We start from the raw sequence: 22,429 nt of genomic DNA on the forward strand, positions 1-22,429 counted from the left end.
ACCTCCTTGTAACACGTTTATTTCTGCAGCTCGGCGTACAGTTTGTTCACCTCTGCTACATATTCTGTACCTCCGTTTTTCTCCCACAAGGCAAAAGCATCCTGTAATCCTTTTTCATCAATCTGGCCTACGATGAACTTCGTGCGCGCATCATTAATGATATTATCGAGCTGTGGTCCTTTTTGTGCATAGACATCCGAAATGAGTGGTTCACCTGGATTTGGAATAACAATCGATTCATTTTCTTTTTGCAGTTCAGCTACTTTTTTGCGTAGTGGTGTCTGCTCTACTGTGAGTCCTCGTGTCTCCGGAATAAACATCAGAATCTGGTTCGTTCCGTTCAAATCTCTCAGCTTCTGCTTATCCGTAGTCGGCACGATGTAGTCATCCTTTTTCTCGTAATGAGTGCCTTCTAGACCTGATGACATTAGCATCTGTAGCTCCTCATCATTGAGCTTGTCAAGAAAAGCAAGTACTTTCTTAAGCTCTTCCTCCGTTTTCACCCCGCTCTTAGAGATCGCAATCATGCCGGCATATCCTGAAGTCGGAAGATCACGATGTCCTTCTGGACCTACCATCGCAGGCAGAACATCGACAGCATCCGTATGATTCGGGTCTTTCTCCAGTATTTTTGCTTCTACACGTTGTGCATTGTCTGCTACGTCAACCATCACTCCACCTTTTCCATTAACCATCAAATCTGTCATTTTCGTAGCATCCATGACAGCGAAATCTTGATTCACGATACCTTCCGCATACAGCTGACGGAAAAATTTCAGCGCTTCCAAATATTCAGGAGTCGTATGCGCCGGAATCAGCTTTCCATTCTCTTCTCCCCATCCATTTGGCGCCCCAAACCACACCTGCATAATATCCCATGGACCGTTAAATTTACTTGCAATGAGGCCGTACGTATCCTTCTTGCCATTGCCATCTGGGTCATTTTCCGTGAACGCTTTCATAACTTTGTAAAATTCATCAATCGTTGTCGGCGCTTCCAAACCAAGATGATCTAACCAGTCTTTCCGAATCGAAACGCCATTTCTTCCGAGCGCCCGAGCACGGTATATACCATATGTCTTCCCATCAATGGAGGCATTGTTCAGAATAATCTCGTTGGCACCCGATAGATTCGGATAATCCTTCAAGTAAGGACCGAGTTCCCAAAAAGCACCGCTGCGGGCTGCATTAATAAAACTTGGGGTTTTGCCCAACACGACCATAACACTTGGTAATTTCCCAGATGCGAGTGTGATATTAAATTTATCATCGTAAGAACTACTTGGTACCCACTGAAACTCTACGTCTGTATCTGTAAGTTCTTCTAGTTTCTGTAGAACCGCATTGTTATCTGCAGGCGTCTCTGCTGCAAAGTTAGGAACCATAATGCTGATCTGACTTTTGGAATCAGGGCTTTTCTGTGTGCCAGATTCTGCACTGTTCTGTTCTCCCCCAGGTGAACAGGCAGCAAGCAAGGACGTAACCAAGAAAGCAGTGCTCACCATTTTTACAGAATACGATAACGTACTTTTGCTTTTTCTCATGAACAAGTACCCCCATTATTTTAATTTCTTGTTACCCTTTGATCGAACCAAGCAGAACCCCTTTTGCAAAATGCTTTTGAAGGAATGGATACACGAGCAGAATCGGAATGGTCCCGACTACAATGACCGCCATTTTAATCGACTGTTCTGGTGGCTGGACAAAGTTTGGATCCATATTGGACATATCTCCTACAGTCCCTTGCGATAGAAGTACAATCTGGCGCAGCATAATCTGCAGCGGCCATTTTGCACTGTCTGATAGATAAAGGAGAGCTGAGAAAAAGTTGTTCCAATGTCCTACCGCGTAAAAAAGAGCAAAGGTGGCAATGACAGGCTTAGATAGCGGAAGAACAATACGCCATAAGACACCAAGATCGGTACATCCATCGATGCGAGCCGCTTCTTCCAAGCCTGCTGGAAGTTCCTGAAAGAAATTTTTAACTACGATTAAGTTAAAAGCTCCAATCGCCCCCGGTAAAATCAATGACCAGTAACTATCCAGGAGGCCGAGTCCCCGAATGACAAGATAAGTTGGAATCATCCCTCCACCAAAAAGCATAGAAAAGATCACTAGGTTCATCACTACATTTCGTCCCCAAAAGTCTTTGCGAGACAGTGGATAAGCCATCGTGAGTGTAAAAAACAAGTTAACCAGCGTACCCGCAACCGTAATAAAAATGGAATTTCCAATACTTCTAAAAATCGTAGACGAAGAAAAAATATATTGATAAGCACTGAAGGAAAACTCTTGGGGAATGAGGAAGAAACTACGAGTTGTAATCTCTGCTTCGGTGGCAAATGAATTGCCGATGATATACAGAAAAGGCAGCACTGTGACAAGTCCAAATAGGCCCAAGAACATGTAATTGAACGTATCAAACACACGGCCGCCTGGGGTATTAAATCGTTTGTTCATCTTGCGGACCCTCCTACTAAAAATTTAGGATCGAGGCAGCTAACCGGCCTTGTACTAGTAGATACCAGAGTGCCCAAACTTTTTGGCTAGTTTATTTGCTCCGAGAATCAGGACAATGCCAACCAGAGATTTAAACAATCCAACGGCTGTACTGTAGCTGAAAGCTCCTTGAGTGATACCGACTTGATACACATACGTATCAAACACATCTGCTACATCCCGGTTCAAGGGATTCGTCATCAAATAGATCTGCTCAAATCCGGTGTCCATGAAGTTACCAAGTCGCAGGATCAACAAAATAATAATCGTGCTGCGAACTGCCGGAAGCGTGATATGCCATATTCTTCGCATCCGTCCTGCTCCATCTACGATGGCAGCCTCATACTGTTCCATATCTACACCAGCGAGTGCCGCAAGGAATATAATGGTGCCCCAGCCAACTTCTTTCCACAGCATTTGGATAATAATGAGAGGCCGGAACGAATCTGGATTTGATAGTACATCAACGGGCTTCCCGGTAATTTGGGCGATGAGTTCATATAAGGCCCCGCCATCCGGTGTTAGAAATACATACGTAATACTTGCAATAATGACCATGGATACAAAATGGGGTACGTAAACAAGCGTCTGAATCGTTCTTTTAAACCATGATCTCGATATCTCATTGAGTAGTAAGGCCACCAGAATCGGTGCCGGAAAGAAGAAGATCAGATCATATAGGGCCAGAATCAGGGTGTTTCGAAGTAGCCTGAAGAAGTCGGGATTCTGAAAAAATGTAGTGAAATTATCAAACCCTACCCACTCGCTGTTACGGATGCCAAGAAAAGGTTGATAGTCTTGAAATGCGATAACGACTCCCCACATTGGTGCATATTTAAAGATAAGAAAATAAAGCAGTCCGGGAGCTAGTAGAACATAAAGCCACTTGTTTCGTTTTAACTGAGACAGCCATCTGTTTCTTGCTCTTCGTTTTGATTCAGCCTTCGTCATACCATCAGGCGAATAATTCGAAACCGTTGTAGAATCTGGTGAACCTGAAGACAGTTCTCCTGGTGAATGTTGGTTCATGAGCGTTCTCCTTTCTTGGATGGATTAATCAGGCTCATTTTTTGGAAGCGTTAACATTTGATTGATCCTTACTTTACCGAGTCACGCCGATTTCCAGCAACTAGCTATTTTTGTGCATCACATCAAAATGAATAAAAGCGTTGATATATCAACCTTTTTCCGTACTCTACCCCTTTTTTGTTCAAAGCCTATATCACTTTTTTGCACTCATCTCTTTTTTTGTATAAAAAAATCCGCCCGCTCCTTTTAGCAGATCTGCTCTGGAGTGAAGGCGGTATTTTCACTTAAGATGAAGTTTGCTTCTTATATGCTCACACGTACTTATCGATTCCACTGATCACGGTATTGCCCTGGAGTCAAACCTTCCTGCTTTTTAAATATTCGATTAAAGTAACTATGCTGGTAGCCAACCTGATCCGCAATTTCATTTATTTTCAAATCCGTTTCACGCAGTAGACGCTTTGCCATATCCATACGCCGAAAAGTGACGTAATCAATAAAGTTAATTCCAGCAACTTGTTTAAAAGCTTTGCTAAGCGCATAAGGGGTCATTTCTTCCAAATCTGCACAAGCTTCAAGCGAGATATCGGTCATATACTGCTGATTGATGCGCTCCATCGTTCGTTCGATAGCTGGTTTTAGTCCTGAATGAGATCTCTGCTCCATAAACGTAATAAAAGGTGCAATCACTTCGGTCTTCAGCCAGGACTGGATTTGTGCTGGTTCCCTTAGCTGTGCAAGCTCTTCATATAAATTACGGCCGCTAAACAATTCATAAGGAGGAATACCGGACTGTAACATCATGTGCTGTATGCTTGCAAGGAGTTGCAGCATCGTTTGTTGCAACTGATATTTGGTACATTGATGCTGTGTTACCTCCTTCACAAAATCATGGAGGAGGTGTGCTGCTTCCTCCTCTTTTCCGGTTCGAACCGCATGGATCAGATCCCTTTCCAGTAAAAACGGGTAACTTGATTGCCCCATCTCATGAAGTAGAATCTCATTATCCAAATCAAGAAGTTGATTCAGCTCTTCAATACTATGAAAAGCTTCTGCTTGCTCAAGCTCTAGAAACAGGGAAGGCAGTTCACTAACGGAAGCTGTAGACCTGCCTACCACAATGGTCACATTCATTTTCATAATCTGATTGATAACAAGCATCAGCTCTTCAGACCAATCAAGGACCGTGGCTTTTAACTCTGCTTCCTCACCGCTCAAAAGTATGGCAGCCGACAGATCGTGGAAGTTCAAAACAGAAACTTGTTCAAAACGTTGTTCCGCAAATTCTTCAATAATATTAACCGCTGTGAAGGTAACAAGCCCTTTGTCCTGTTCCAGGAATCTTCCGCTAAGCTTGGAATAACCGGTAAGCTGTAACCTCACCAGTACAAAATGTTGACCTACTATCTGAAATCCAAGATCCTGAAGTCGCTCCCTAAGATCTTCTTCCGAATGTGCAGACAGATGCCCCTGAATTAGCTGCATGATAAATCCGCCCCGCAACTGGGGCAGCTGAAGTTCTAATCTTTTTCGAGCCGTGCTTCTTTCCGTAAGTAGTTCGTTCCACTGGTCTTCAAACAGCTCAAACTCATCAATGGTTACTGCCGAATGCACAGGATTACTACCTGATGAATCCGTAGAAAGTAACGTCAATAACCGTTCGACGGGTGTATAGATTCGGCGGGATGCAAACCAGGACAAAACGATAGCCAAAAGTAATCCCGTTGCGCTCATGAAGACAACGCCCTTGGATACCGATAACATCGGAGCCGTAATGTCTGTAACGGGTGCAGCAGACACATAAACCCAGTCCGAATCGATGCGGTTGATTTTTCCATAAGATACGGAGTATGTTGTTCCTTCAAAGGTATAGAGTAACGAACCACTGTCTTGGGACAGGTCCACCTGTTGTCTGATTTCTTCATTTAATCGTATAGAGGAGTTGGCATCAGGATCCCCTGTGGAAATGAGTACATTCCCTTTTTGATCTAATAGAAAGGTCGATCCTTGATCGTAAGGGGTAAGCGTTTTCAGGAGGTTGGTCACTTTTTTGTTATCCAGCTTTACAATAAGCGCGCCAAAAGGGGCTACGCTTCCTCCCGGAATTTTATGAACAAGAACTAAGGCTTCCCCCGGATCACTATACAGAAGAGCACTAGCCTCATCTGATGTACCCTCATTTCTCTGTCCTGTTAAAGGTTGTCCTGGACTTCGGTCCGTCCAATAAATATGCTTCCCTTCTCTCAAGTACTGGTTGTAAGAGTCAATGAGCCGGGCGTCTGTCAGTTCCCCATAAGAGCGGTTGAACAAAATCGGCTGTGGTTCATTCACATACAACTCGACCTTTTGGATTAATGGATTTGAGCCCTGCAGCACGTATAGTGTTTTGACGATATCTTCGGTCTGATCAAAATGATAGATATAGTTCATTTCTTTCAAATCTTCACCAAAACGAGGTTCAAAAGCCCAATGAGATAGGCTGAGCTCCATAAAGCTGAACTGGTCAGCAATATTTTCAGCCCGGTTCTGAATTTGATTTTGATGCAGCCGGTTAAACTCTTTTTCCATCTGACCTATAACGAGCCAGTACATCGTCATCCCTGTGATCAGACCTGGAATACTAGCGATCAGCAGAATGGTAATTAAACTTTTTCGATAAAAGCGTCCTTTGCGAGGTCCGCCCTTCATGGAACCAAGTGGGGGCAACTTCCTTCTTTTTACGGAGCGGGGATGAGAAATCACTTTAGCTTCACCTACCTATTTCACGAAGTCATAAGCCTTTGGGAGTATTGTTTTATGTTGGGTGCAAAACATACAAATGTGGTAGTATGTTGTTTTTTCGCTATCCCCCATCCTTAATCCTGCAAATATAGATTATTCTGTTCTTAACTTACTAGGTATTTCGTATTCCTGGAAAAAGAGTGTAGAATAATAAGGAATCGTTGAAGACGTTATTTGAGGAGGATTCTTTCACTATGAGTATTGATTACAAAACGTATTTTGCAAACAATCGTGAACAACATCTGAACGAGCTACAAGAATGGTTGTCCATTCCGAGTATCTCTGCCTTATCTGAACATAAAGGAGATGTCTACAAAGCTGCTGAATGGCTTGCAGCGAAACTGACAGAGGCGGGCCTTGAACATGTAGAAATCCATGAAACCAAAGGTCACCCTCTGCTAACGGCAGACTATCTGCATGCGGAAGGTAAACCAACAGTCTTGGTCTATGGACATTATGATGTACAACCCGTTGATCCATTACATTTGTGGGATACTCCTCCTTTTGAGCCTTCCATTCGTGACGGCAAATTGTATGCACGTGGTGCAACAGATGATAAAGGACAATTGTTCTTACATGTAAAAGCTGTTGAAGCGATTTTGAAGCAAGAAAAAGAACTGCCGGTTAACATCAAGTTCTGTATTGAGGGTGAAGAAGAAGTATCCAGTCCAAACCTTCCACTTTTCCTTGAAGAGAATAAAGACAAGCTTGCTGCTGATGTCGTCGTGATCTCAGACACCTCGTTGCTTGCGCCAGGGAAACCAGCGATCTCTACAGGTCTGCGCGGACTTTGCTCCCTTGAATTGTCTATAAATACAGCAAATACGGATCTGCATTCCGGTTCCTTTGGCGGTGGTGTACCGAATGCACTTCATGCGATCGTTGAACTGTTGTCCACATTGCATGATAAACAAGGACGCGTCAGTGTAGAAGGATTCTACAATGGAGTACAAGAGCTGTCTTCCGAAATGCGTGAAGAGTTTGCGAAACAGCAATTTGACGAGGAGAAGCTGAAACAAGATCTCGGTCTTGATGCTCTTTTTGGTGAAGAAGGTTACTCTTTCGTGGAACGAATCGGTGCACGTCCTACGCTGGAACTGAATGGCGTATACGGCGGATTCCAAGGAGAAGGTAGCAAAACGGTTATTCCTAAAGAAGCGCATGCCAAAATCACTTGCCGCTTAGTAGCGGATCAAGATCCGCAAGCTTGCCTTGATGCAATTGAAGCACATCTACATGCGCATACACCAGTAGGAGCAAAGCTCACTGTGACTCCTAAAGAAAAAGCGTTCGCGTTTAACATTGATCCTTCTCACCCCATGCTGCAAAAAGCGGCAGATGCGTTTGAAACGGTATATGGTACTCGCGCGCTCTTCACGAAAGATGGAGGATCCATTCCGATCGTTGAAAAACTGTCCAGTACCCTGAACGCTCCTGCTGTTATGATGGGCTTCGGCTTGCCAGATGAAAATCTGCATGCACCGAATGAACATTTTAACTTGGAGAATTTCGATAAAGGTCTGCTGACGATTGTCGAGTATTTGAAGCGTGCATAGTTATTGTTAAAATAATAAACCACAGTCCCAAGGGATTGTGGTTTATTTTTAGCAAAAAGCTAAGTTGTCCCTCTTTAACAGAGGTTTTTTTAAGATTGTTAGATAATATTAACCTGTTCGTTCTACTCCATATTGTCTATTAAATTTCTCCCAGCCTTGCACGAGGTTGCCCCATGCCCACTTCACATGTCCCTCATCTGGGATCTTCCGAAAATCACACTCAACCCACATAATAATATCCGAATACAGATTGTACAAAGCTAAGCGTGATTTTTCTGTCTCCGTCAGTACTCCAATACCATAGCCATTCCGAAAGTCTTGCGAGTCCTGAAAATGATTAAAATAAAACTCCATGAGTGAATCGCCCCAAAAAGCTCGCTCGAAATCAATTAAACCTGAGATTTCCCCATCTTCTACCATGATGTTTCCATCCCACAAATCCCATAAGACAAGACGTGGCACGGTTACTTCATCCAAACAATCCGCGATTCGGTACATAGCTTCGCGCATGACCTCAATGCTAGCAGGCATCGCCACTCCACTATCAGCAGCATCCGCGAACTGGTCATCCAACATGCCTAAAAAAGCTTCACGCCAGGTGCTACATTGCCGTTCTTTCTGAGCAAGGTACCCGAATGTACTCCCTGTAATTTCATTTATGACCTGGTTATACACGCCCAGTTGGTGTTCAATTCTGCTTCTCTGCTTCGCTGACAGTTCCGATTTCACCTTACTATAAGCTCGTCCCGGAATAAAACTCATTACAAAATACTCAGCATCAATGACTTCACGGGATACATCATGATATAGCACTTCCGGTATAAAAGATAATCCCGCTTCTTTAGATAACCGAAATGCCTCCACTTCTGCGGTCATTAGATCACGTTCATATCGCAACAAGGAGGCTGTGTTCGTTGTAGCAACTTTTAATACCGATTGTTTTGTTTCCTTATCTATTAATTGCACGGTTAATACATAGGCTGAATTTGCCCAACCATCTGTAAGTTCTGTTGCATTTACGAGAGTAGATCCGGGAAAAGCACGTGCCGCAACGTTATATATTTCATGCTCACTGAGTTTTCGTTTCGTAGCGGTTTCCATCTGATGTTCCCCCTTTATTTACGTACACTACCAAAGGTTATTTTACAGCATATTATAACAGAAATTGGATAAAGCAAACGCCTGAAATTCATCTGCCATGATAACAAAAAACCTCCACGATCAATGAACACAATGATCGTAGAGGTTTCTTCTATTCTATGGAATACAATTCTTAATCTAGTTATTAAATCATTTGCCTAACTTTGAACCTTTAATCCAGACGTCTGTAAGCGCAAGAGAAGAATCAAGCAGCAACAGGTCTGCTTGTTTGCCTTGCTCGATGGTACCTGTCACATCCAGCAATCCGAGCAGGCTGGCCGGATTATGGCTTGCCGCCTGAGAAGCTTCTACGATGCTAAGTCCCACTTCCTCTACTAAGAAGCGGAAACCACGAATCATCGTAAGCGTGCTACCCGCTAGCGTTACACCATCTTCCAAACGTGCTACCCCTTCTTTTACAACAACAGGTAGGTCGCCTAGAGTGTAGTTACCATCCTCAAGACCGGTAGCAGACATCGCATCCGTAATCAGGACAAGCTTTTGGATACTGCTTTTGAGCTGAGCTATCAAAGAAACTGCACCAGGATGCACATGAATCCCATCTGCGATTACCTCTGCACTAATACGCTTGTCACCGAGTACGGCTCCTGCAGTTCCCGGTTTCCGATGATGCAAAGGAGTCATTGCATTAAAAGTATGCACCGCATGGTGAAGCCCAACTTCAACCGCAGCTTCTACTTCTTCATATGTCGCATCTGTATGACCGAGTGCAGCAATAACCTTATGTTCCTTAAGCCATGCGATCACTTCATGAGCACCCTCACGTTCTGGAGCAAGAGTTACTTGGCGAATCAGACCTGGATACATCTTCTCCCAAGCCATTAGCCAGTTCACATCCGGAAGAGAGATATGTTCAGGGTTCTGTGCTCCCGGCCATTTCGGGCTAATAAAAGGACCTTCCAAATGAACACCAGCAAGCTGCGCATAAGGCATCGGCTGGGATCGATATTCATTCACTTCACGAAGTACTTTATCAATCCACTCTTTTGGAGCAGTCATCGTCGTAGCCAGCATGGTCGTTGTACCTTGTGTTGCATGGAAAGAAGTAATGGTGTCGATCACTTCTTTATTTGAATCCATGAAGTCCTCGCCGCCGCCGCCATGGACGTGGATATCAATAAAACCAGGAACGATATAACCATCATTTCCTTGGATTACTTCTCCCTTTTCTTCCACCCATCTTTGTGGAATTTCGGAGGCAGGACCTGCATAAACAATTTTGTCATTCTGCATAATTACTGCGCCATCTTCGATGATGCGATCTTTTGTGACCACATTTCCATAAATGGTCGTCAGACCGTTTGCATGTTGCACACTCGTATCGGAATGCCCGCTATTGTCTAAAAGTTGGTTGATCATATTACATGAACCTCCCAGCTCCACGATCCAACAACACGATCACGTTTGGATGGCACTGTAGAAGAGAAGCCGGGCATTCCGTTGTAATTGGACCTCTCAGCGCTGTACGAATAATTTCCGCCTTATCTTCTCCGCGAGCAACGAGCAGGATTTGTTTTGCTTTAAGAATAGAAGCAACGCCCATGGTCATCGCTTGTTTAGGTACATCGTCAAAGGAAGGGAAGAAACGAGCATTCGCTTTGAGCGTCTCTTCTTTTAGATCTACTACATGGGTGCCGCCAGTCAGGTTCGCTCCTGGTTCATTAAATCCGATATGTCCGTTATGTCCGATTCCCAAAAGCTGAATATCAACAGGACCATGATCGTTCACGAGCTGCTCATAATGTGCACATTCAGCATCCGGGTCTGGTGCATTACCATCAGGTACATGTGTATTTTCAAGCTTAATATCTACATGTTTAAACAATTTTTCATTCATAAAACTGCGATAGCTTTCGGAATGATCTACAGGCAAGCCCACATATTCGTCCAAATTGAAAGAAGAAGCATTCGCAAAGCTCACGAGACCGCGACGATACATATCAATCAGCTCGTTATATATTCCGACAGGGGAACTCCCTGTTGCAAGGCCCAGTACTGCTTTCGGTTTACTTTGTAAAAGTGCTGCGATAAGGCCAGCTCCTGTTGTGTTTAAATCTTTCTCTTGATCAAAAGTCCATATATTCATATCCAATCATCCTCCATTTCGTAATTTCACACGTTGTACTTGCTCATATGAACCATCGAGTCTAGGAACAAACCGCTCAAATTCCTGACTGATCATACCCGTAAACAAAATATCAATGACATGTAAAAGTGCAATTCGCGAAGCCATATCTCCTCGGCGCATTCCTTGTTCGAGTGAGGAAGTGAACAAAGGAATATCCGCTATGGAAGCAAGGGTATTATGCCCATACGATGTAAGGGATATCGTCTTCGCTCCGTTTTCTTGGGCGCAGGCGAGCGCATCGATCGTATCCTGTGTTTCGCCAGAATAAGAAACGGCAAAGGCAACGTCCTGTGGACCCAGCGATGAAGCTGAGGTCACCTGCATATGTCCGTCCGAAAAAGCAGTGCAGGAAACACCGATACGAACTAGCTTCTGATACAAATCCTGTGTGACGATGGATGAAGTCGCAACTCCATACAGATCCACACGTCTGGCTTGGCATAGCAGTCGTATCGATTCTTGAAGTCGTTCCATATCCAGCATCCTAGTCGTATCCGTAATGGAAGCTAGATGATTCGCTTCAATCGCTTCTACAATTGTAGAAAGGGAATTGCCCGCTACGATATCTTGATAAGCCGTAACACCGGAAGGCTGCGAAGTCTCTGCGGCAAGTTTCATTTTGAAATCTGGAAAACCTCGAAAATGCCTTGATTTGCAAAACCGAGTCACCGTAGCAGGACTGGTTCCGCTTTTTTCAGCTAGTTCCTTAATAGACAACTGCGTGATTTCAGAAGGTGATTCCAAAATAACCTCAGCAATCCTTCTCTCCTGAGGAGGGAGTTGTTCCATTTCTTTCGAGAGAGCATGTAAGATAGCAGCCATGATGTGATTACACCTCGTAACGAAAATTATTTTAATCAATAAATAAAAATCAAAGAAAATTATTTTAACTATGCCTTCATAGTAATCCATAACAGAAGTTGAAATCAACCGTTTCCAACTAGGTTTTTGTGTCCTTTTTGTAGCATGTACAACGAAAACATGATTTAGCCCAAATTTTTGCACATACCGAACCATTATAGGTGACTTTACATAAGATGATTTGACTGTATCCCTTAACCTTGTTACACCATACAAACCCGGGCAAGGAGGGGTGAACATTGAAGGGTGACCACAAGAGCAAATTTTTGTTGACCCACCGTGAACGCGAAGTATTCGAGCTTCTGGTGCAGGACAAAACGACGCGTGATATCGCAGGACTTCTTTTTATCAGCGAGAAAACGGTGCGCAATCATATTTCAAATGTGACGTGTCTTCAAGCACACAAGAAGACATAAAAAAATTGGACCTTATAAGTCCGGTAATAATTTAGTGGTTATCTCAACTTTTCCGTATTTATCAGTTTCAATCCTTTGGATAATTTGCATAAGCAACCCTCTAGTTGTATCAACATCATCATACGATTTTAACTTTCTGATATTATTGGTAGCTTCCTTAGCTTCTTTGAATACTTGCTCGATATTCATGGTCTTCTTTTCATTTACGCGGACTATGGAAAGTTGATTTTCACAATCAGTTATCTCTTTCTCATATTGAGTCTTCTCGAATTCATATTGATTTTTATCTATTTCCCCGAGCATGTTCTGTTTACGTATTTCAAATAGCAACTTTCTATTATTCTCTATCTGTTTCTCCAACTTGCGTTTTTCTTTCTCAAAATCGTTGTTTATAAATCCGATCTTTAATTTCTTTAGGATGATATTTTCGACAATATCTATTTTCTCATCCATAAGGTTTAGAAGCTTCTCAATCAGTTCATCTCGTATTTGAAGATAGGGTAACCATTTAGCATTACTACACCCCGCTTCTCCCATCCTCCGTCTACGGGAACAAATAAGATATCTGTACTCTCTTCCATGTGCTATTGATTTTCCACATACGATAGCAGATCCACACTCAGCACAGAAAAACATTTTAGCAAATACATTCACATAACTTCTTCTTCCGCCCCTTGTTTTACCTCCACGAAGCAACCTTATTTCTTGGGCTTGATTGAATACCTCTTGAGAGATTATCGCCTCATGAGTCTGGAAGGTTGTCCGCTCCCACTTCTCAGGTGGTAAATTCACAAGCTTCTTTCCTCTATCCATAAGATCCGCTAGATCGTTATAGGAAACCTCTGTTGTATGTTTACCAAAGACTGTATACCCAGTGTAGTTCTCATTCTTCAATATGCGCTGTACACTCGATAGCCCCCATTCTCCACCTTTAGATGAAGGATAAACTTTCTGCTGATCATTATCACCATTCAAAAACTTAACAATTGCTTTGTCGCCATAACCGTTTAAATATAGATCGAATATTTTCTTTACTATTTCAGCTTGTTCAGGGATAACTTCTAGCGTTTTCCTTTTGCCATCAGTTACCTTTCGATATCCAAAGGGAGCTATCGAACCAGTAAAGTTTCCCTCTATAGCAGACTGCCTTTTACCTCTTCTGGAAGCAATACTGATGTCGCCGCTTGTATTTTGGTTTATAACCGATTTAATACCGAACAGTAGTTCATCATCTTTGATTGCTGAGTCATAGCCATCTTCAATAGAAACAACCCGAATTTTCAAGGCATTCACTAATATCCGCTTTAGCGAGATCGCATCAAGAGCATCTCTACTAAAACGAGAAAGAGAGGCAAACCATAAAGATCTGATTTCGCCTCTTTTAGCATCGGTTATCATCTGTTGTACGTCTTCCCTAGCTACAATACTTGTTGCAGAATCACGGTCCTGATAAACATATGAAATCGTTGTATTTGAACGCGCAGCGTGTTCTTTAATGAATGCTTCTTGGTGTTCAGGACTATCCTTCTGCGAGTCTTTTTGTGTCGATACCCTCACGTAAGCTCGATCTTCTTTCATCACCATTGTGTTTTTCCTCCGAAATATATTCATCCAAAACTTCGTCCAGATTATAAGCTATTGCTCCGTGTTTATCTAGTACTTTCTGGATAGATTCTTTTACCAATCCCTTGATAACTGAATTGACTTGTTCAGGATTCCCGCAACCGACGAAATGTAAACTGTAAGATTTCTTCCTGCTCTCCATGTTATCATCACCCACTATTATGCTATGAAGAGGGGCTTGAACAACTTGCCCCTAGTCTCCATCTTTTTTTACTACTAGTTGTAATTTCGTAGCTAGCCTCATGAAGGCTCTCCATCTTATCTTGCTGTATGTCGGTTCGCTTATAGGAGGATCAAAAACGAATGTATAAACATGTAAATCGGTAATGTACTCATATTCAACTGTTAAATATCTTTCTTTTATTAGCAACCGTTCAAGGCGAGGCATACTTTCAACTATTCTTTCAACGTTTTCACAAAATTCATGTCGGTATTTTTTCTCATCAACATTATAAATTGCGATCTCTGCTGTCTGATCTGTGATACTGTTACTCGAACCCCCAACTCTTTCACCATAAGACGCTGTTACAGATGTTTCTCGTTCTTCAAAGTACATGTGCTTATAAAAACGATATCTTTCAAGGGCATCAACTACAGCTTGTTGAGTTTTCTTTTGATCAACTTCTTTAAAAAAACTTAGCTGCCCCACCCTTTTCACCTCTTGTTGTTAGATTCCCCGACCTAAGCCGGGGCTGTATGATTATGAATTGTATTAGAGCGAGTCATCTTCATCAGGTAGTGGCGGCAGATCATCCTCTTCTGATGTTGGATCATTCTTTGCAGCAGCTTCGATTGCTTCCTCAAGCTTTACTTGGTTAGGATCATCTTCAACCTCAACAGTTCCATCCAGATTAATGTTGCCACGCTTGCCTTCTCTCGGCTCCTGTTGCGGTTGTTGTTCTTGCGATCGACCAGCATCCTCTATAGTCAGTTGCACTACATTGACCTCTTTGATTGCAAGAGCAAGGCGCTTAACATCCTCCGTAACCGTACCGTGTCGCTTGATTACCTCAACATAGGCTTCAATGTCGGGTGGGATTGTCTTAAGCAACGGTCGTCCATCAGCAGCCTCTAACGTATCCCCATGCTTGTTCGTTTTTAGATCTAAAGAATAAAGAGCGTTATCCAAGATGAATCTCCGCTGTGGCTCTGAAGTTCTGTTCCATATCTCTGCATTCAGATATAGAATTGCATCCTTGCCCCAGGTACTTCTTAGATCATCGCCGAGAACCTTGAATTTACCGAACACTGTTTTCCCTTTCGATTTCCACCCGCCGTGTTTCATTAGAATCAAGATTTCTGTATCTTCGAAATGATCATGATGCTCCTCGATCATATTACGGAGTAAGTCATAAGTTTCTTCTATAGCCTCAGTGTGGAATTTATCTGCTTTAGCCATGGTGTGGTTTCCCCTCTCGGAATGTTTTATAGGTAATCATTGTTTTTCATAAGTGAATTTACTTGTCCTGCTGCCAGTTTCTATTCATCCTTTACTACCTCCAGACTGTCCAAAGTCACTGGATAGCTTTGTCCTCTATAACTAAGGACTGCAAGTGTTGCAGATTCAGTTACCATCAAGTAGCTCACTTTCACGCCTTTTAAGAATGGAAGGTGCTCTCCGTGATGGTTCACCTTATCTCCCGGCTTAATGGTGGTTACTGGATCAAACAGTTCTTTGATCTTTTCAATTGCGATATCCATTCCTTCGATTCTTCCGTACAGACTGTTTACATAATCGGGTTCAGCTCCATCTTCAATTGACTCTTTGTTCTCAGTTATTTTTCTTTCCAAATATTCTATCAACTCTGATATAAGATGCTCTTGTTTACTCATGCTCTACCTCCTACCACATAAAATATCCGCGATCTTTTGCGGTTCCCCATTCTTCTTCTGAAACGACTGTATCTCTTGTCTCAACAATTCCGTAACAATCGACTACGATGACGACTTTTAAAAACTTTTTATCAAATTCCTTTGTCCACTCTTCTTCGTATGGTTCAACACTGATGATTTCTTCGATGTAATTCTCGAGTAGATTCATTGGTCTACCTCCCCCTTCAGCTGGGTTCCAGATCGATCCTCAATAACGATCTATACAATTCCATTTTTTTAATCTTCCTCGAAAAAGGCTCGTTCAGTGTAATCAATATTCATATGCGCCGCTGACTCTCCTTGAATACTCATGCTCTCGTAATCAATGGAGAAAGACTTGCCTTCGAAGTTGATTATGTTCCCCCATGGGTTGATGGTTATTTTACTTACTAGCAACAACTGTCCGTCACTCTCAGACTCGATCCAAAATCTCTGGCTAACATCAAGTTCTATTTCAATTTCAACGTTCTTTTTAATAGTCATGTTTCTTCATCCCCTCCCAGGAAAGAGGCTATGCCTCAAACCACCTTGTAAATGATTAAAGCAGAATGCCAAACTTCTTCCCCAGCCATAACTTTTATATCAACGATTTCCCGGTTAGCCATTTGGTTCAACGCTTCATTTATTACTTGGTCTATGTTCTTGTCAGCTGTCTCTCGGACATACAGTGTTCTGATCTCTTTGCCTGTACCTAACATTCTGTTATCTCTCCTTTAGGGCTGTATAGCCTGAAATATGTTATACGGCTGCCGCTTCGCTAGGTGATTCGGTCGAATCGGTCGCCTTCGGCCAATTCTGCAACATTGCTGTTTCAAATTCGAATTCTCTGGTAGGACCGCCGTAGTATCCGTATCCTGAGAGGTCTAAATTGTCATCATCTTCATGATGTATATTCCAATATTCCATTCCGTCTGAAAACGGATGATTTACGATTGTGTAACCTTCCGAGGGAAGGATGTTTTTTAGCGTTTCAACCGAAATGGCCAATCTAACAAATCCTACTTCTTCTGTCGTTTTCACACTTACCTCTTTCATGCTCTTTTTGAGAACGAAAGTGAGTGTTCCGGAATTGCTAGACCACAAACCACCGTGACCCGGCTTGTCTTTTTCTTTATGAGCGCGAAACCCAAAATCACAAAGACCTAGTTCGCTAAAACTATATAGAAAATCTCCATCACCGAATTTAAATGTATTATCCAATTTGCCTGGGTAAACTTTTTCTTTTGGTTCATCCAAAAGAAAGTATGGATTCCATTGTTGATTGAAATAAATCAATTTAAGTGTGTTCATGTGTTTATCTCTCCCTTATTAGGCTGTATCTTCTCTTAATATCCTGTTGCTTGCCGATTATGGTTTACAGCGTTCTTCGTGACATAAGCTGCGGTAATCTCTCCCCAGGTAAATCCAAGACGGTCAACACCTAGATAGATGAAGTAATTTGACGCTAATAATAGGAAGGTTACTTTTGAATCCGGATCCGATACTTGCTCGATTTTCCCAATAGTAGTAAGCAATCTTGTAAAGAGCGAAGCAGTCTTTCCTTCATAAGCGAAGTCGAGTGAAAAGAGATCTTCTGGATTAACATGTAGCTGTCTCGCTAAACCTAAGATGAAATGAAGACAATCTACGTACTCGACAAGCATCTTTGACCTGCGTGGCAGCCGATCATTGCTCCAGTGCTTGAAGTATCTCCATTCATTTGCACACTCTCCGACCTCAACCTGGAGAGCAAGGGCTGTGTTAGAGATCAGATCCTGACCTTCAAGTCCTTTCTCTTTGATGATCCGCTCATCGAGTTCCACTTGCATTTCGTACAGGTCAATTGTTCTCATCTGCTTTTCCCTCCTTGGATGGTATTGGTACAACAAGGAAGTCTCTGCCGACGATCTGAATGACTGTTTCCTTTTCAAGTCTGTAAATAGCTCCCTCAGTTGGTGTAAGGCCAAGTATGATCTCATCTGCTGTCCTGAAATCCTTCTTAACGGAATCGTCCACAGTAATGGTTTTCATCCCGTCCCACATCTCACGGATCTCTTCAGCTTTCCGAAGCACATCAGCTATCATCGATTTGGATATTCTTTGATGGCAGCTCATAGCATCCGTCATGTGCTCTATAGCTAACGCGTACACTTTGGTATGAATATGGTTCATCCAGGTCCAAAAGTTGTCGTTGCTTAGGCTCTTTGCGTACTGGAACTGACGTCTTTTCTCGCGATCATCCATTATGAAATCTCCTCCATAGGCAGACCTGGAATATTAAGACCAAAAGCCTTAATAACGAACAGCATGCCGTCATTGTAATCTGATGTTCTCTGTGCAGATAATTCTTCAATAACTTTCTCAGCTGGTGTAGGGTTGATTGCGTATCCTGAGTACAATGCTCTTGCAAGCGTAGTAGGTGGTAACTTAGCGAGATCCTCTATTCGATCGGGCCAAGGTTGTCTCGAAATTGCTATGAGTAGCACTCCATCGAGGCCGTATTCATCAACTGCTCTCTGAAGAATCATTGCTTCGTACTTACTTAGCTCAGCAGGATCAGCAGCAGGTTCAACTTTTTTACTTACGACTTTAGGCTTAGGAGTTTCTTTCACAGCCACAACTTCTGTAACCTTATTGACTGAACCAGGTGGCCTACCTTGATTAGTTTTCTTTGTAGAAACGTCTTTTTCTCGTAGTAGCGGTTTGGTCTCTTCTACAGCTTTCAGTGTTTCTTTATTGCTGTTTTTCGTTCGTGGACGGTTAGTGCCTTTGATTTCAGTTTCTTTACGTGGAATTGACGTTCCCATGAATGATTTCATCTCCTCAAAATAAGATCATTTGTTCTGAAAAAGGCATGAGTCTTCCCGCCCTCAGTCGCATTTGACTGGGGTTATAGTTCCGTTTGATCGAGTATGCTTTGTATGACTTCGAGTTGATAAGGCTTAGTATCAATCGGTTCTAAATACTCACGAACGCGGAATAGGTTATATGCAATCCGAGCAATGATGTACGCATCGACTACGTTATGATTTTTATGAGTCCAATTAAAGTGTTCAAGGACCGCAGCTTTAACCGCTGCTTTCTTCTCTTTATCATTGAGGCGCCGCTTGCTTCCCTTCTCTCCAGTCCAGCCTGTAACACCTACATATTTCTTCGTCCAAGTAGGGTTAACCAGGTTGAACGCTAATCCTTTACGAACAACCATCGACTGAAGACCACCATGTATCATTCCAGTGGTTACCCCTTTCTGAGTACCTACCGCAGGGGATTCAATACTAACTTCATCTTCTGGTTTAAGACGCTTGTACAGTTCGTTCTCAAGCGATACAAGTTGCTTGGCATCTAGGGGCGGTTTACCCTCACCCTTGATAGCTTCTGCCCGCAAGACTTCTCCGTTTGGCCCAAATATCACGAGCCCTGTTGTAGTTCCTGGATCAATACCTACAAACCGAAGCACAATGTCACCTCATCATCTGTATGACGTAAAATGTGATCCCTGTTTGCCTTTTTGAACTTTTTGATTACATCCGATGTGGCATCGTCACCACTCATCGTTTCTCTTGCCTGTTTCCGTATTAACCCAGTAGTTGCTTGGATCACTTCCAGAAGGTCGTATACTGCTTGACGCTGGTTAAAGTCCACACTCTCTACCTGATCAATCATCTTATCCAGAGCTTCCTGCAGCTTAACTCGCATGTCTCCAGGCTGATGTCCTTGAACTGGGTAATCCATTATCGGTACAACGATAGCCAACATGTCATTCATTCGTTCCACTCCTATTCTTGATAAGCCCAGCCTGCTCGATCGTACTTAGGTTTGTAGTAAGCTGGATACTCCTTAACGTTATGTCCTCTGCTGTACAGCAGCATGAGGTCAGTTGTCCTATCGTAGATGAGTTGTTTCTTTTCAACTGCTTCATCGAGTGGATCAGGATTATCTAGATACTCAGCAAGTTCTAATACAGCGATACGCGCTTTCTCATACTGGTCATCGTTTTCGATTTGTTTTTTCATATTCCCTCACCTTCTCAGTTACAGCATTCTTTTGTTCATCAGTGAGATCTGTAAAACGGCCGTTCTTTCGGTTGAAGAACATCTTTATCGTTCCGCTGCCAATGTTTCTTCCTTTGGCTAAAATGAGTTCCACGATTCCAGGGATAGGCGAATCAGCATTATAGTAATCATCCCTGTAGAGCAATATCACTACATCTGCATCAGATTCGATATCACCTGATTCTTTCAGATCAGACATCAGCGGTCGCTTGTCCGTTCTCTCTTCCACTTTTCGTCCCATTGAAGAGAGTGCTATCACAGGCGTATTGAATTCTTTTCCCATCGCCTTTAGTTCTCTTGAGATATATGTGGCTTTCGCTTTTGGATCTTGAATCTTCTTTTCTGTCTCGAGCATTTGAAGGAAATCGATATATATGACTGCATTAGAATGTTTCTGAGCAATCTTTTCAACTTGTCGTAATATATACTCGACTGTCATCCTCGGCCGATCATCTATATAAAGTGGTAAGCTCTCAATAATATCTAGCGCCTTCGAGTAAGCATCCCAGTCCGAATCAGACATCAGTCCGGACCTGATCTTCTTACCGTCAATTCCTCCAGTGATAGACACCATACGTTCTACTACAGAGAGCTTCTTCATCTCTGCTGAGAAAAGGTAGGCTGGTCTGCCGTTCATTGCAACAGACTTCATATCATTCAGCACCGCCTGTGTTTTACCCATACTCGGTCTAGCTCCAACAATGATTAAGTCTGCATCCTGGTGCCCACCGCTGATGTTGTTTAAGTCTGCGCTGAAGGTCTTTGCTCCTGTTACTCCATCACCGCTGCTAGCTCGTTTTAAGAGTATCTTCGAGTGATCCGCCAGCACTTCCGACATCTTTACTGGTCCGGTATCATCTGCTAAAAAATCCTTGTCCGTTTTAAGAGCTGTTAATTTTTCTACAATCTCATCCAAATCTCCGCCATTTGCACCGTTAGCCTCGGCTACGATTTGGGATTTCTGCCGGTCGAAGTATTCCTCAAGAATGATGCGCTGATAATGTTCAAAGTTAGCGACTGTCGGCACTGATTGAGCGAGTTTAGTAATGTATGAGATACCGCCAATCTTCTCCATATGACCTTGGTAATGATTAGCGAGAACCATAATGTCGAGAGTGCCGAACTTCTTCCAAGCAAACCTAAAAACTTTATATATAAGTGCATGAAGCTCGTGATCAAAATGTTTCGATTCAAGAATGCATGTTTTCATTAAGTCAGGCTTGAGATACAACGATCCGAGTACTGTTTGTTCTGTTTCAAGACTCATAGAGATCACCAGCTTCTGCTCCTGCTATTCGCTCTATACGCTTGCGAATATGATCTGGCATTGGTTTAACATCCTCAGAGGAGTGATATTGCTTCAGCTCCAAAATATCTTGTTCCCGTTGACGCTGCTGGACCTCATAAAGACTGTGCTCGGATCCGTTTCTCCATTGATAGTTGATGATGCTCGATATCTTTGGTTCAAAATCCGATGTATCAATGTGATAATCAACTGCAGATAATGCTCTATCAAAAGTAATTCCGTTCATATTAAGTCGTTCGTACCACAAGTCCGCAGTAGGACTGGATTGAACCTGATTAGTATGAGGACTGCGTTTAACGATATTGACGAAATTCGGGTAGGCCCTTTTGATCTTCGCTAACAATCCTAGAATCTGAGCCATTGTGATTGTTTCCATCCCCGTTCACCTCGTTCAAGTACAGATTTTTCAAGTCATCAAGGTCGTCATGAGCCTGTTGGGATCTATTTTTATATCCGCCGTTTTTGTTCATTTCAGAAATAGAAATATACTTTTCATACTTTTGTCTAAGCCACCCACCCCGTTTGAAAACGGCGTAATCACTGGCATAGAATTTATCTACAGAAAGTTTGTACGAGCTGAGTACATCGATCATCCAGGTTACACCCTCTTGACCAAACTCACTGAGCAACTTCTCGTGTTCTTCAGGTTTGAGCCAAACGGATTCAGCATACTCCTGCTTACCTATGCGACTCTTTTCCAATTTGCCTTTCGGAGCCATAACTTTCGCATCTCCTTCTTTGTTAATCGGTGGAGAGTCGTCCTCTTCTAGCGCTGAACTATCCTCAATTCCACCTGAGTTTTTAATCTTCTTAGGTTCAGATTTCCCGCCCACTATCCACTGATCATAATTCTTATTAAAGGACAATGTTCGAGGACGAGAACCTGCACCTTCCTTGGTTACCGTTATTACATTCCATTCAATAAGCCTGGTTAGCTCTACTTTCACGCCTTTCAGATCCGCGTCAATCGCTTCAGCAATAAAACCATTTGCCAGCTGATGTTCCTTTCGCCTGAATCCGTAGGTATAGCGCCAGATCACATCGATAATAGAGCGCTGGACCCCGTTGAATCTTCTTCGCGCTATTTGTTCCAAGATTTCGTTAGCTATACTGGTATAACCATTTTGAGTTTGAGGACTTGCCATTCACCTCACCCGTTCCAAGCC

At 42.7% G+C, this 22,429-nt stretch carries 28 protein-coding genes; 2 read left to right on the forward strand and 26 right to left on the reverse strand.

Annotated features, from left to right (window positions below; all coding sequences use genetic code 11):
- Positions 1-17: 17 nt before the first annotated feature.
- From KFT32_RS06595 to KFT32_RS27580, 4 genes are all read right to left on the reverse strand, one after another.
- Positions 18-1,544 (reverse strand): extracellular solute-binding protein, encoded by a 1,527-nt coding sequence (locus KFT32_RS06595; RefSeq protein ID WP_211746352.1) that lies wholly within the window; start codon positions 1,542-1,544, stop codon positions 18-20.
- Positions 1,545-1,575: 31 nt separating this feature from the next.
- Positions 1,576-2,460 carry a carbohydrate ABC transporter permease gene (locus KFT32_RS06600; protein WP_211746353.1) on the reverse strand — a complete coding sequence of 295 codons (885 nt, stop codon included), beginning with the start codon at positions 2,458-2,460 and terminating at the stop codon, positions 1,576-1,578.
- Positions 2,461-2,514: 54 nt separating this feature from the next.
- Complete coding sequence (locus KFT32_RS06605) at positions 2,515-3,450, reverse strand: ABC transporter permease (protein WP_211746592.1); 936 nt, start codon at positions 3,448-3,450, stop codon at positions 2,515-2,517.
- 399 nt (positions 3,451-3,849) lie between these two features.
- Positions 3,850-6,270: a helix-turn-helix domain-containing protein gene (locus tag KFT32_RS27580; RefSeq protein WP_211746354.1), complete on the reverse strand. Its 2,421-nt coding sequence runs from the start codon at positions 6,268-6,270 to the stop codon at positions 3,850-3,852.
- A gap of 233 nt (positions 6,271-6,503) precedes the next feature.
- On the opposite strand from KFT32_RS27580, the gene KFT32_RS06615 reads away from it, so the two are divergent.
- The gene (locus KFT32_RS06615; protein WP_211746355.1) at positions 6,504-7,865 is read left to right on the forward strand and encodes a dipeptidase; all 1,362 of its coding nucleotides are present in this window, start codon (positions 6,504-6,506) and stop codon (positions 7,863-7,865) included.
- A 108-nt stretch (positions 7,866-7,973) separates the two neighbouring features.
- Here the strand turns inward: KFT32_RS06615 and KFT32_RS06620 are convergent, their stop codons facing one another.
- The 4 genes from KFT32_RS06620 to KFT32_RS06635 all read right to left on the reverse strand — a co-directional run bounded on the left by KFT32_RS06620 (position 7,974) and on the right by KFT32_RS06635 (position 11,976).
- On the reverse strand, positions 7,974-8,966 hold the full coding sequence (locus KFT32_RS06620; RefSeq protein WP_211746356.1) for a phosphotransferase family protein: 993 nt from the start codon (positions 8,964-8,966) through the stop codon (positions 7,974-7,976).
- 189 nt (positions 8,967-9,155) lie between these two features.
- Positions 9,156-10,385 carry an N-acetylglucosamine-6-phosphate deacetylase gene (gene nagA, locus KFT32_RS06625; RefSeq protein WP_211746357.1) on the reverse strand — a complete coding sequence of 410 codons (1,230 nt, stop codon included), beginning with the start codon at positions 10,383-10,385 and terminating at the stop codon, positions 9,156-9,158.
- A gap of 1 nt (position 10,386) precedes the next feature.
- Entirely contained in the window at positions 10,387-11,112 is a 726-nt protein-coding gene (gene nagB, locus KFT32_RS06630; RefSeq protein ID WP_211746358.1) for a glucosamine-6-phosphate deaminase, read from the reverse strand.
- A 6-nt stretch (positions 11,113-11,118) separates the two neighbouring features.
- The gene (locus KFT32_RS06635; RefSeq protein ID WP_211746359.1) at positions 11,119-11,976 is read right to left on the reverse strand and encodes a MurR/RpiR family transcriptional regulator; all 858 of its coding nucleotides are present in this window, start codon (positions 11,974-11,976) and stop codon (positions 11,119-11,121) included.
- A 278-nt stretch (positions 11,977-12,254) separates the two neighbouring features.
- Between KFT32_RS06635 and KFT32_RS06640 the strand changes: the two genes are divergently transcribed.
- Positions 12,255-12,431, forward strand: coding sequence for a helix-turn-helix domain-containing protein (locus KFT32_RS06640; protein WP_211746360.1), 177 nt, complete (start codon positions 12,255-12,257; stop codon positions 12,429-12,431).
- A 12-nt stretch (positions 12,432-12,443) separates the two neighbouring features.
- Here KFT32_RS06640 and KFT32_RS06645 read toward each other — a convergent pair whose 3' ends face one another.
- From KFT32_RS06645 to KFT32_RS06730, 18 genes are all read right to left on the reverse strand, one after another.
- Positions 12,444-14,009 (reverse strand): recombinase family protein, encoded by a 1,566-nt coding sequence (locus KFT32_RS06645; RefSeq protein ID WP_249435726.1) that lies wholly within the window; start codon positions 14,007-14,009, stop codon positions 12,444-12,446.
- Entirely contained in the window at positions 13,951-14,196 is a 246-nt protein-coding gene (locus KFT32_RS06650) for a hypothetical protein (protein WP_211746362.1), read from the reverse strand. Before KFT32_RS06650 ends, KFT32_RS06645 begins: the two co-directional genes overlap by 59 nt.
- A gap of 51 nt (positions 14,197-14,247) precedes the next feature.
- Entirely contained in the window at positions 14,248-14,703 is a 456-nt protein-coding gene (locus KFT32_RS06655; RefSeq protein WP_211746363.1) for an ArpU family phage packaging/lysis transcriptional regulator, read from the reverse strand.
- 63 nt (positions 14,704-14,766) lie between these two features.
- Complete coding sequence (locus tag KFT32_RS06660; protein WP_211746364.1) at positions 14,767-15,453, reverse strand: putative metallopeptidase; 687 nt, start codon at positions 15,451-15,453, stop codon at positions 14,767-14,769.
- A gap of 80 nt (positions 15,454-15,533) precedes the next feature.
- On the reverse strand, positions 15,534-15,887 hold the full coding sequence (locus KFT32_RS06665) for a hypothetical protein (RefSeq protein WP_211746365.1): 354 nt from the start codon (positions 15,885-15,887) through the stop codon (positions 15,534-15,536).
- Between the two features lie 10 nt (positions 15,888-15,897).
- Positions 15,898-16,095, reverse strand: a complete 198-nt coding sequence (locus KFT32_RS06670; RefSeq protein ID WP_211746366.1) for a hypothetical protein — start codon at positions 16,093-16,095, stop codon at positions 15,898-15,900.
- Positions 16,096-16,163: 68 nt separating this feature from the next.
- Complete coding sequence (locus tag KFT32_RS06675) at positions 16,164-16,409, reverse strand: hypothetical protein (protein ID WP_211746367.1); 246 nt, start codon at positions 16,407-16,409, stop codon at positions 16,164-16,166.
- A 35-nt stretch (positions 16,410-16,444) separates the two neighbouring features.
- Positions 16,445-16,624, reverse strand: a complete 180-nt coding sequence (locus tag KFT32_RS06680) for a hypothetical protein (RefSeq protein WP_211746368.1) — start codon at positions 16,622-16,624, stop codon at positions 16,445-16,447.
- Positions 16,625-16,664: 40 nt separating this feature from the next.
- A complete protein-coding gene (locus KFT32_RS06685) occupies positions 16,665-17,216 on the reverse strand; it encodes a hypothetical protein (RefSeq protein ID WP_211746369.1) in 552 nt (183 codons plus the stop codon).
- Positions 17,217-17,251: 35 nt separating this feature from the next.
- Complete coding sequence (locus tag KFT32_RS06690) at positions 17,252-17,758, reverse strand: dUTP diphosphatase (RefSeq protein WP_211746370.1); 507 nt, start codon at positions 17,756-17,758, stop codon at positions 17,252-17,254.
- Positions 17,745-18,149 (reverse strand): hypothetical protein, encoded by a 405-nt coding sequence (locus tag KFT32_RS06695; protein ID WP_211746371.1) that lies wholly within the window; start codon positions 18,147-18,149, stop codon positions 17,745-17,747. Before KFT32_RS06695 ends, KFT32_RS06690 begins: the two co-directional genes overlap by 14 nt.
- Complete coding sequence (locus tag KFT32_RS06700) at positions 18,149-18,712, reverse strand: hypothetical protein (protein WP_211746372.1); 564 nt, start codon at positions 18,710-18,712, stop codon at positions 18,149-18,151. Before KFT32_RS06700 ends, KFT32_RS06695 begins: the two co-directional genes overlap by 1 nt.
- An 83-nt stretch (positions 18,713-18,795) precedes the next feature.
- Positions 18,796-19,362, reverse strand: coding sequence for a RuvC family protein (locus KFT32_RS06705; RefSeq protein ID WP_211746373.1), 567 nt, complete (start codon positions 19,360-19,362; stop codon positions 18,796-18,798).
- On the reverse strand, positions 19,347-19,670 hold the full coding sequence (locus KFT32_RS06710; protein ID WP_211746374.1) for a hypothetical protein: 324 nt from the start codon (positions 19,668-19,670) through the stop codon (positions 19,347-19,349). The genes KFT32_RS06705 and KFT32_RS06710 overlap by 16 nt, the downstream gene beginning before the upstream one ends.
- An 11-nt stretch (positions 19,671-19,681) precedes the next feature.
- On the reverse strand, positions 19,682-19,918 hold the full coding sequence (locus tag KFT32_RS06715) for a hypothetical protein (protein ID WP_211746375.1): 237 nt from the start codon (positions 19,916-19,918) through the stop codon (positions 19,682-19,684).
- Positions 19,893-21,224 carry a replicative DNA helicase gene (locus KFT32_RS06720; protein WP_249435727.1) on the reverse strand — a complete coding sequence of 444 codons (1,332 nt, stop codon included), beginning with the start codon at positions 21,222-21,224 and terminating at the stop codon, positions 19,893-19,895. Before KFT32_RS06720 ends, KFT32_RS06715 begins: the two co-directional genes overlap by 26 nt.
- Positions 21,214-21,639, reverse strand: a complete 426-nt coding sequence (locus KFT32_RS06725; protein ID WP_211746377.1) for a hypothetical protein — start codon at positions 21,637-21,639, stop codon at positions 21,214-21,216. Before KFT32_RS06725 ends, KFT32_RS06720 begins: the two co-directional genes overlap by 11 nt.
- The gene (locus KFT32_RS06730; RefSeq protein WP_211746378.1) at positions 21,557-22,408 is read right to left on the reverse strand and encodes a replication protein; all 852 of its coding nucleotides are present in this window, start codon (positions 22,406-22,408) and stop codon (positions 21,557-21,559) included. The genes KFT32_RS06725 and KFT32_RS06730 overlap by 83 nt, the downstream gene beginning before the upstream one ends.
- Positions 22,409-22,429 lie beyond the last annotated feature (21 nt).

The sequence above is a fragment of the Paenibacillus sp. Marseille-Q4541 genome (assembly GCF_018310695.1).
Taxonomy (GTDB): domain Bacteria; phylum Bacillota; class Bacilli; order Paenibacillales; family Paenibacillaceae; genus Paenibacillus.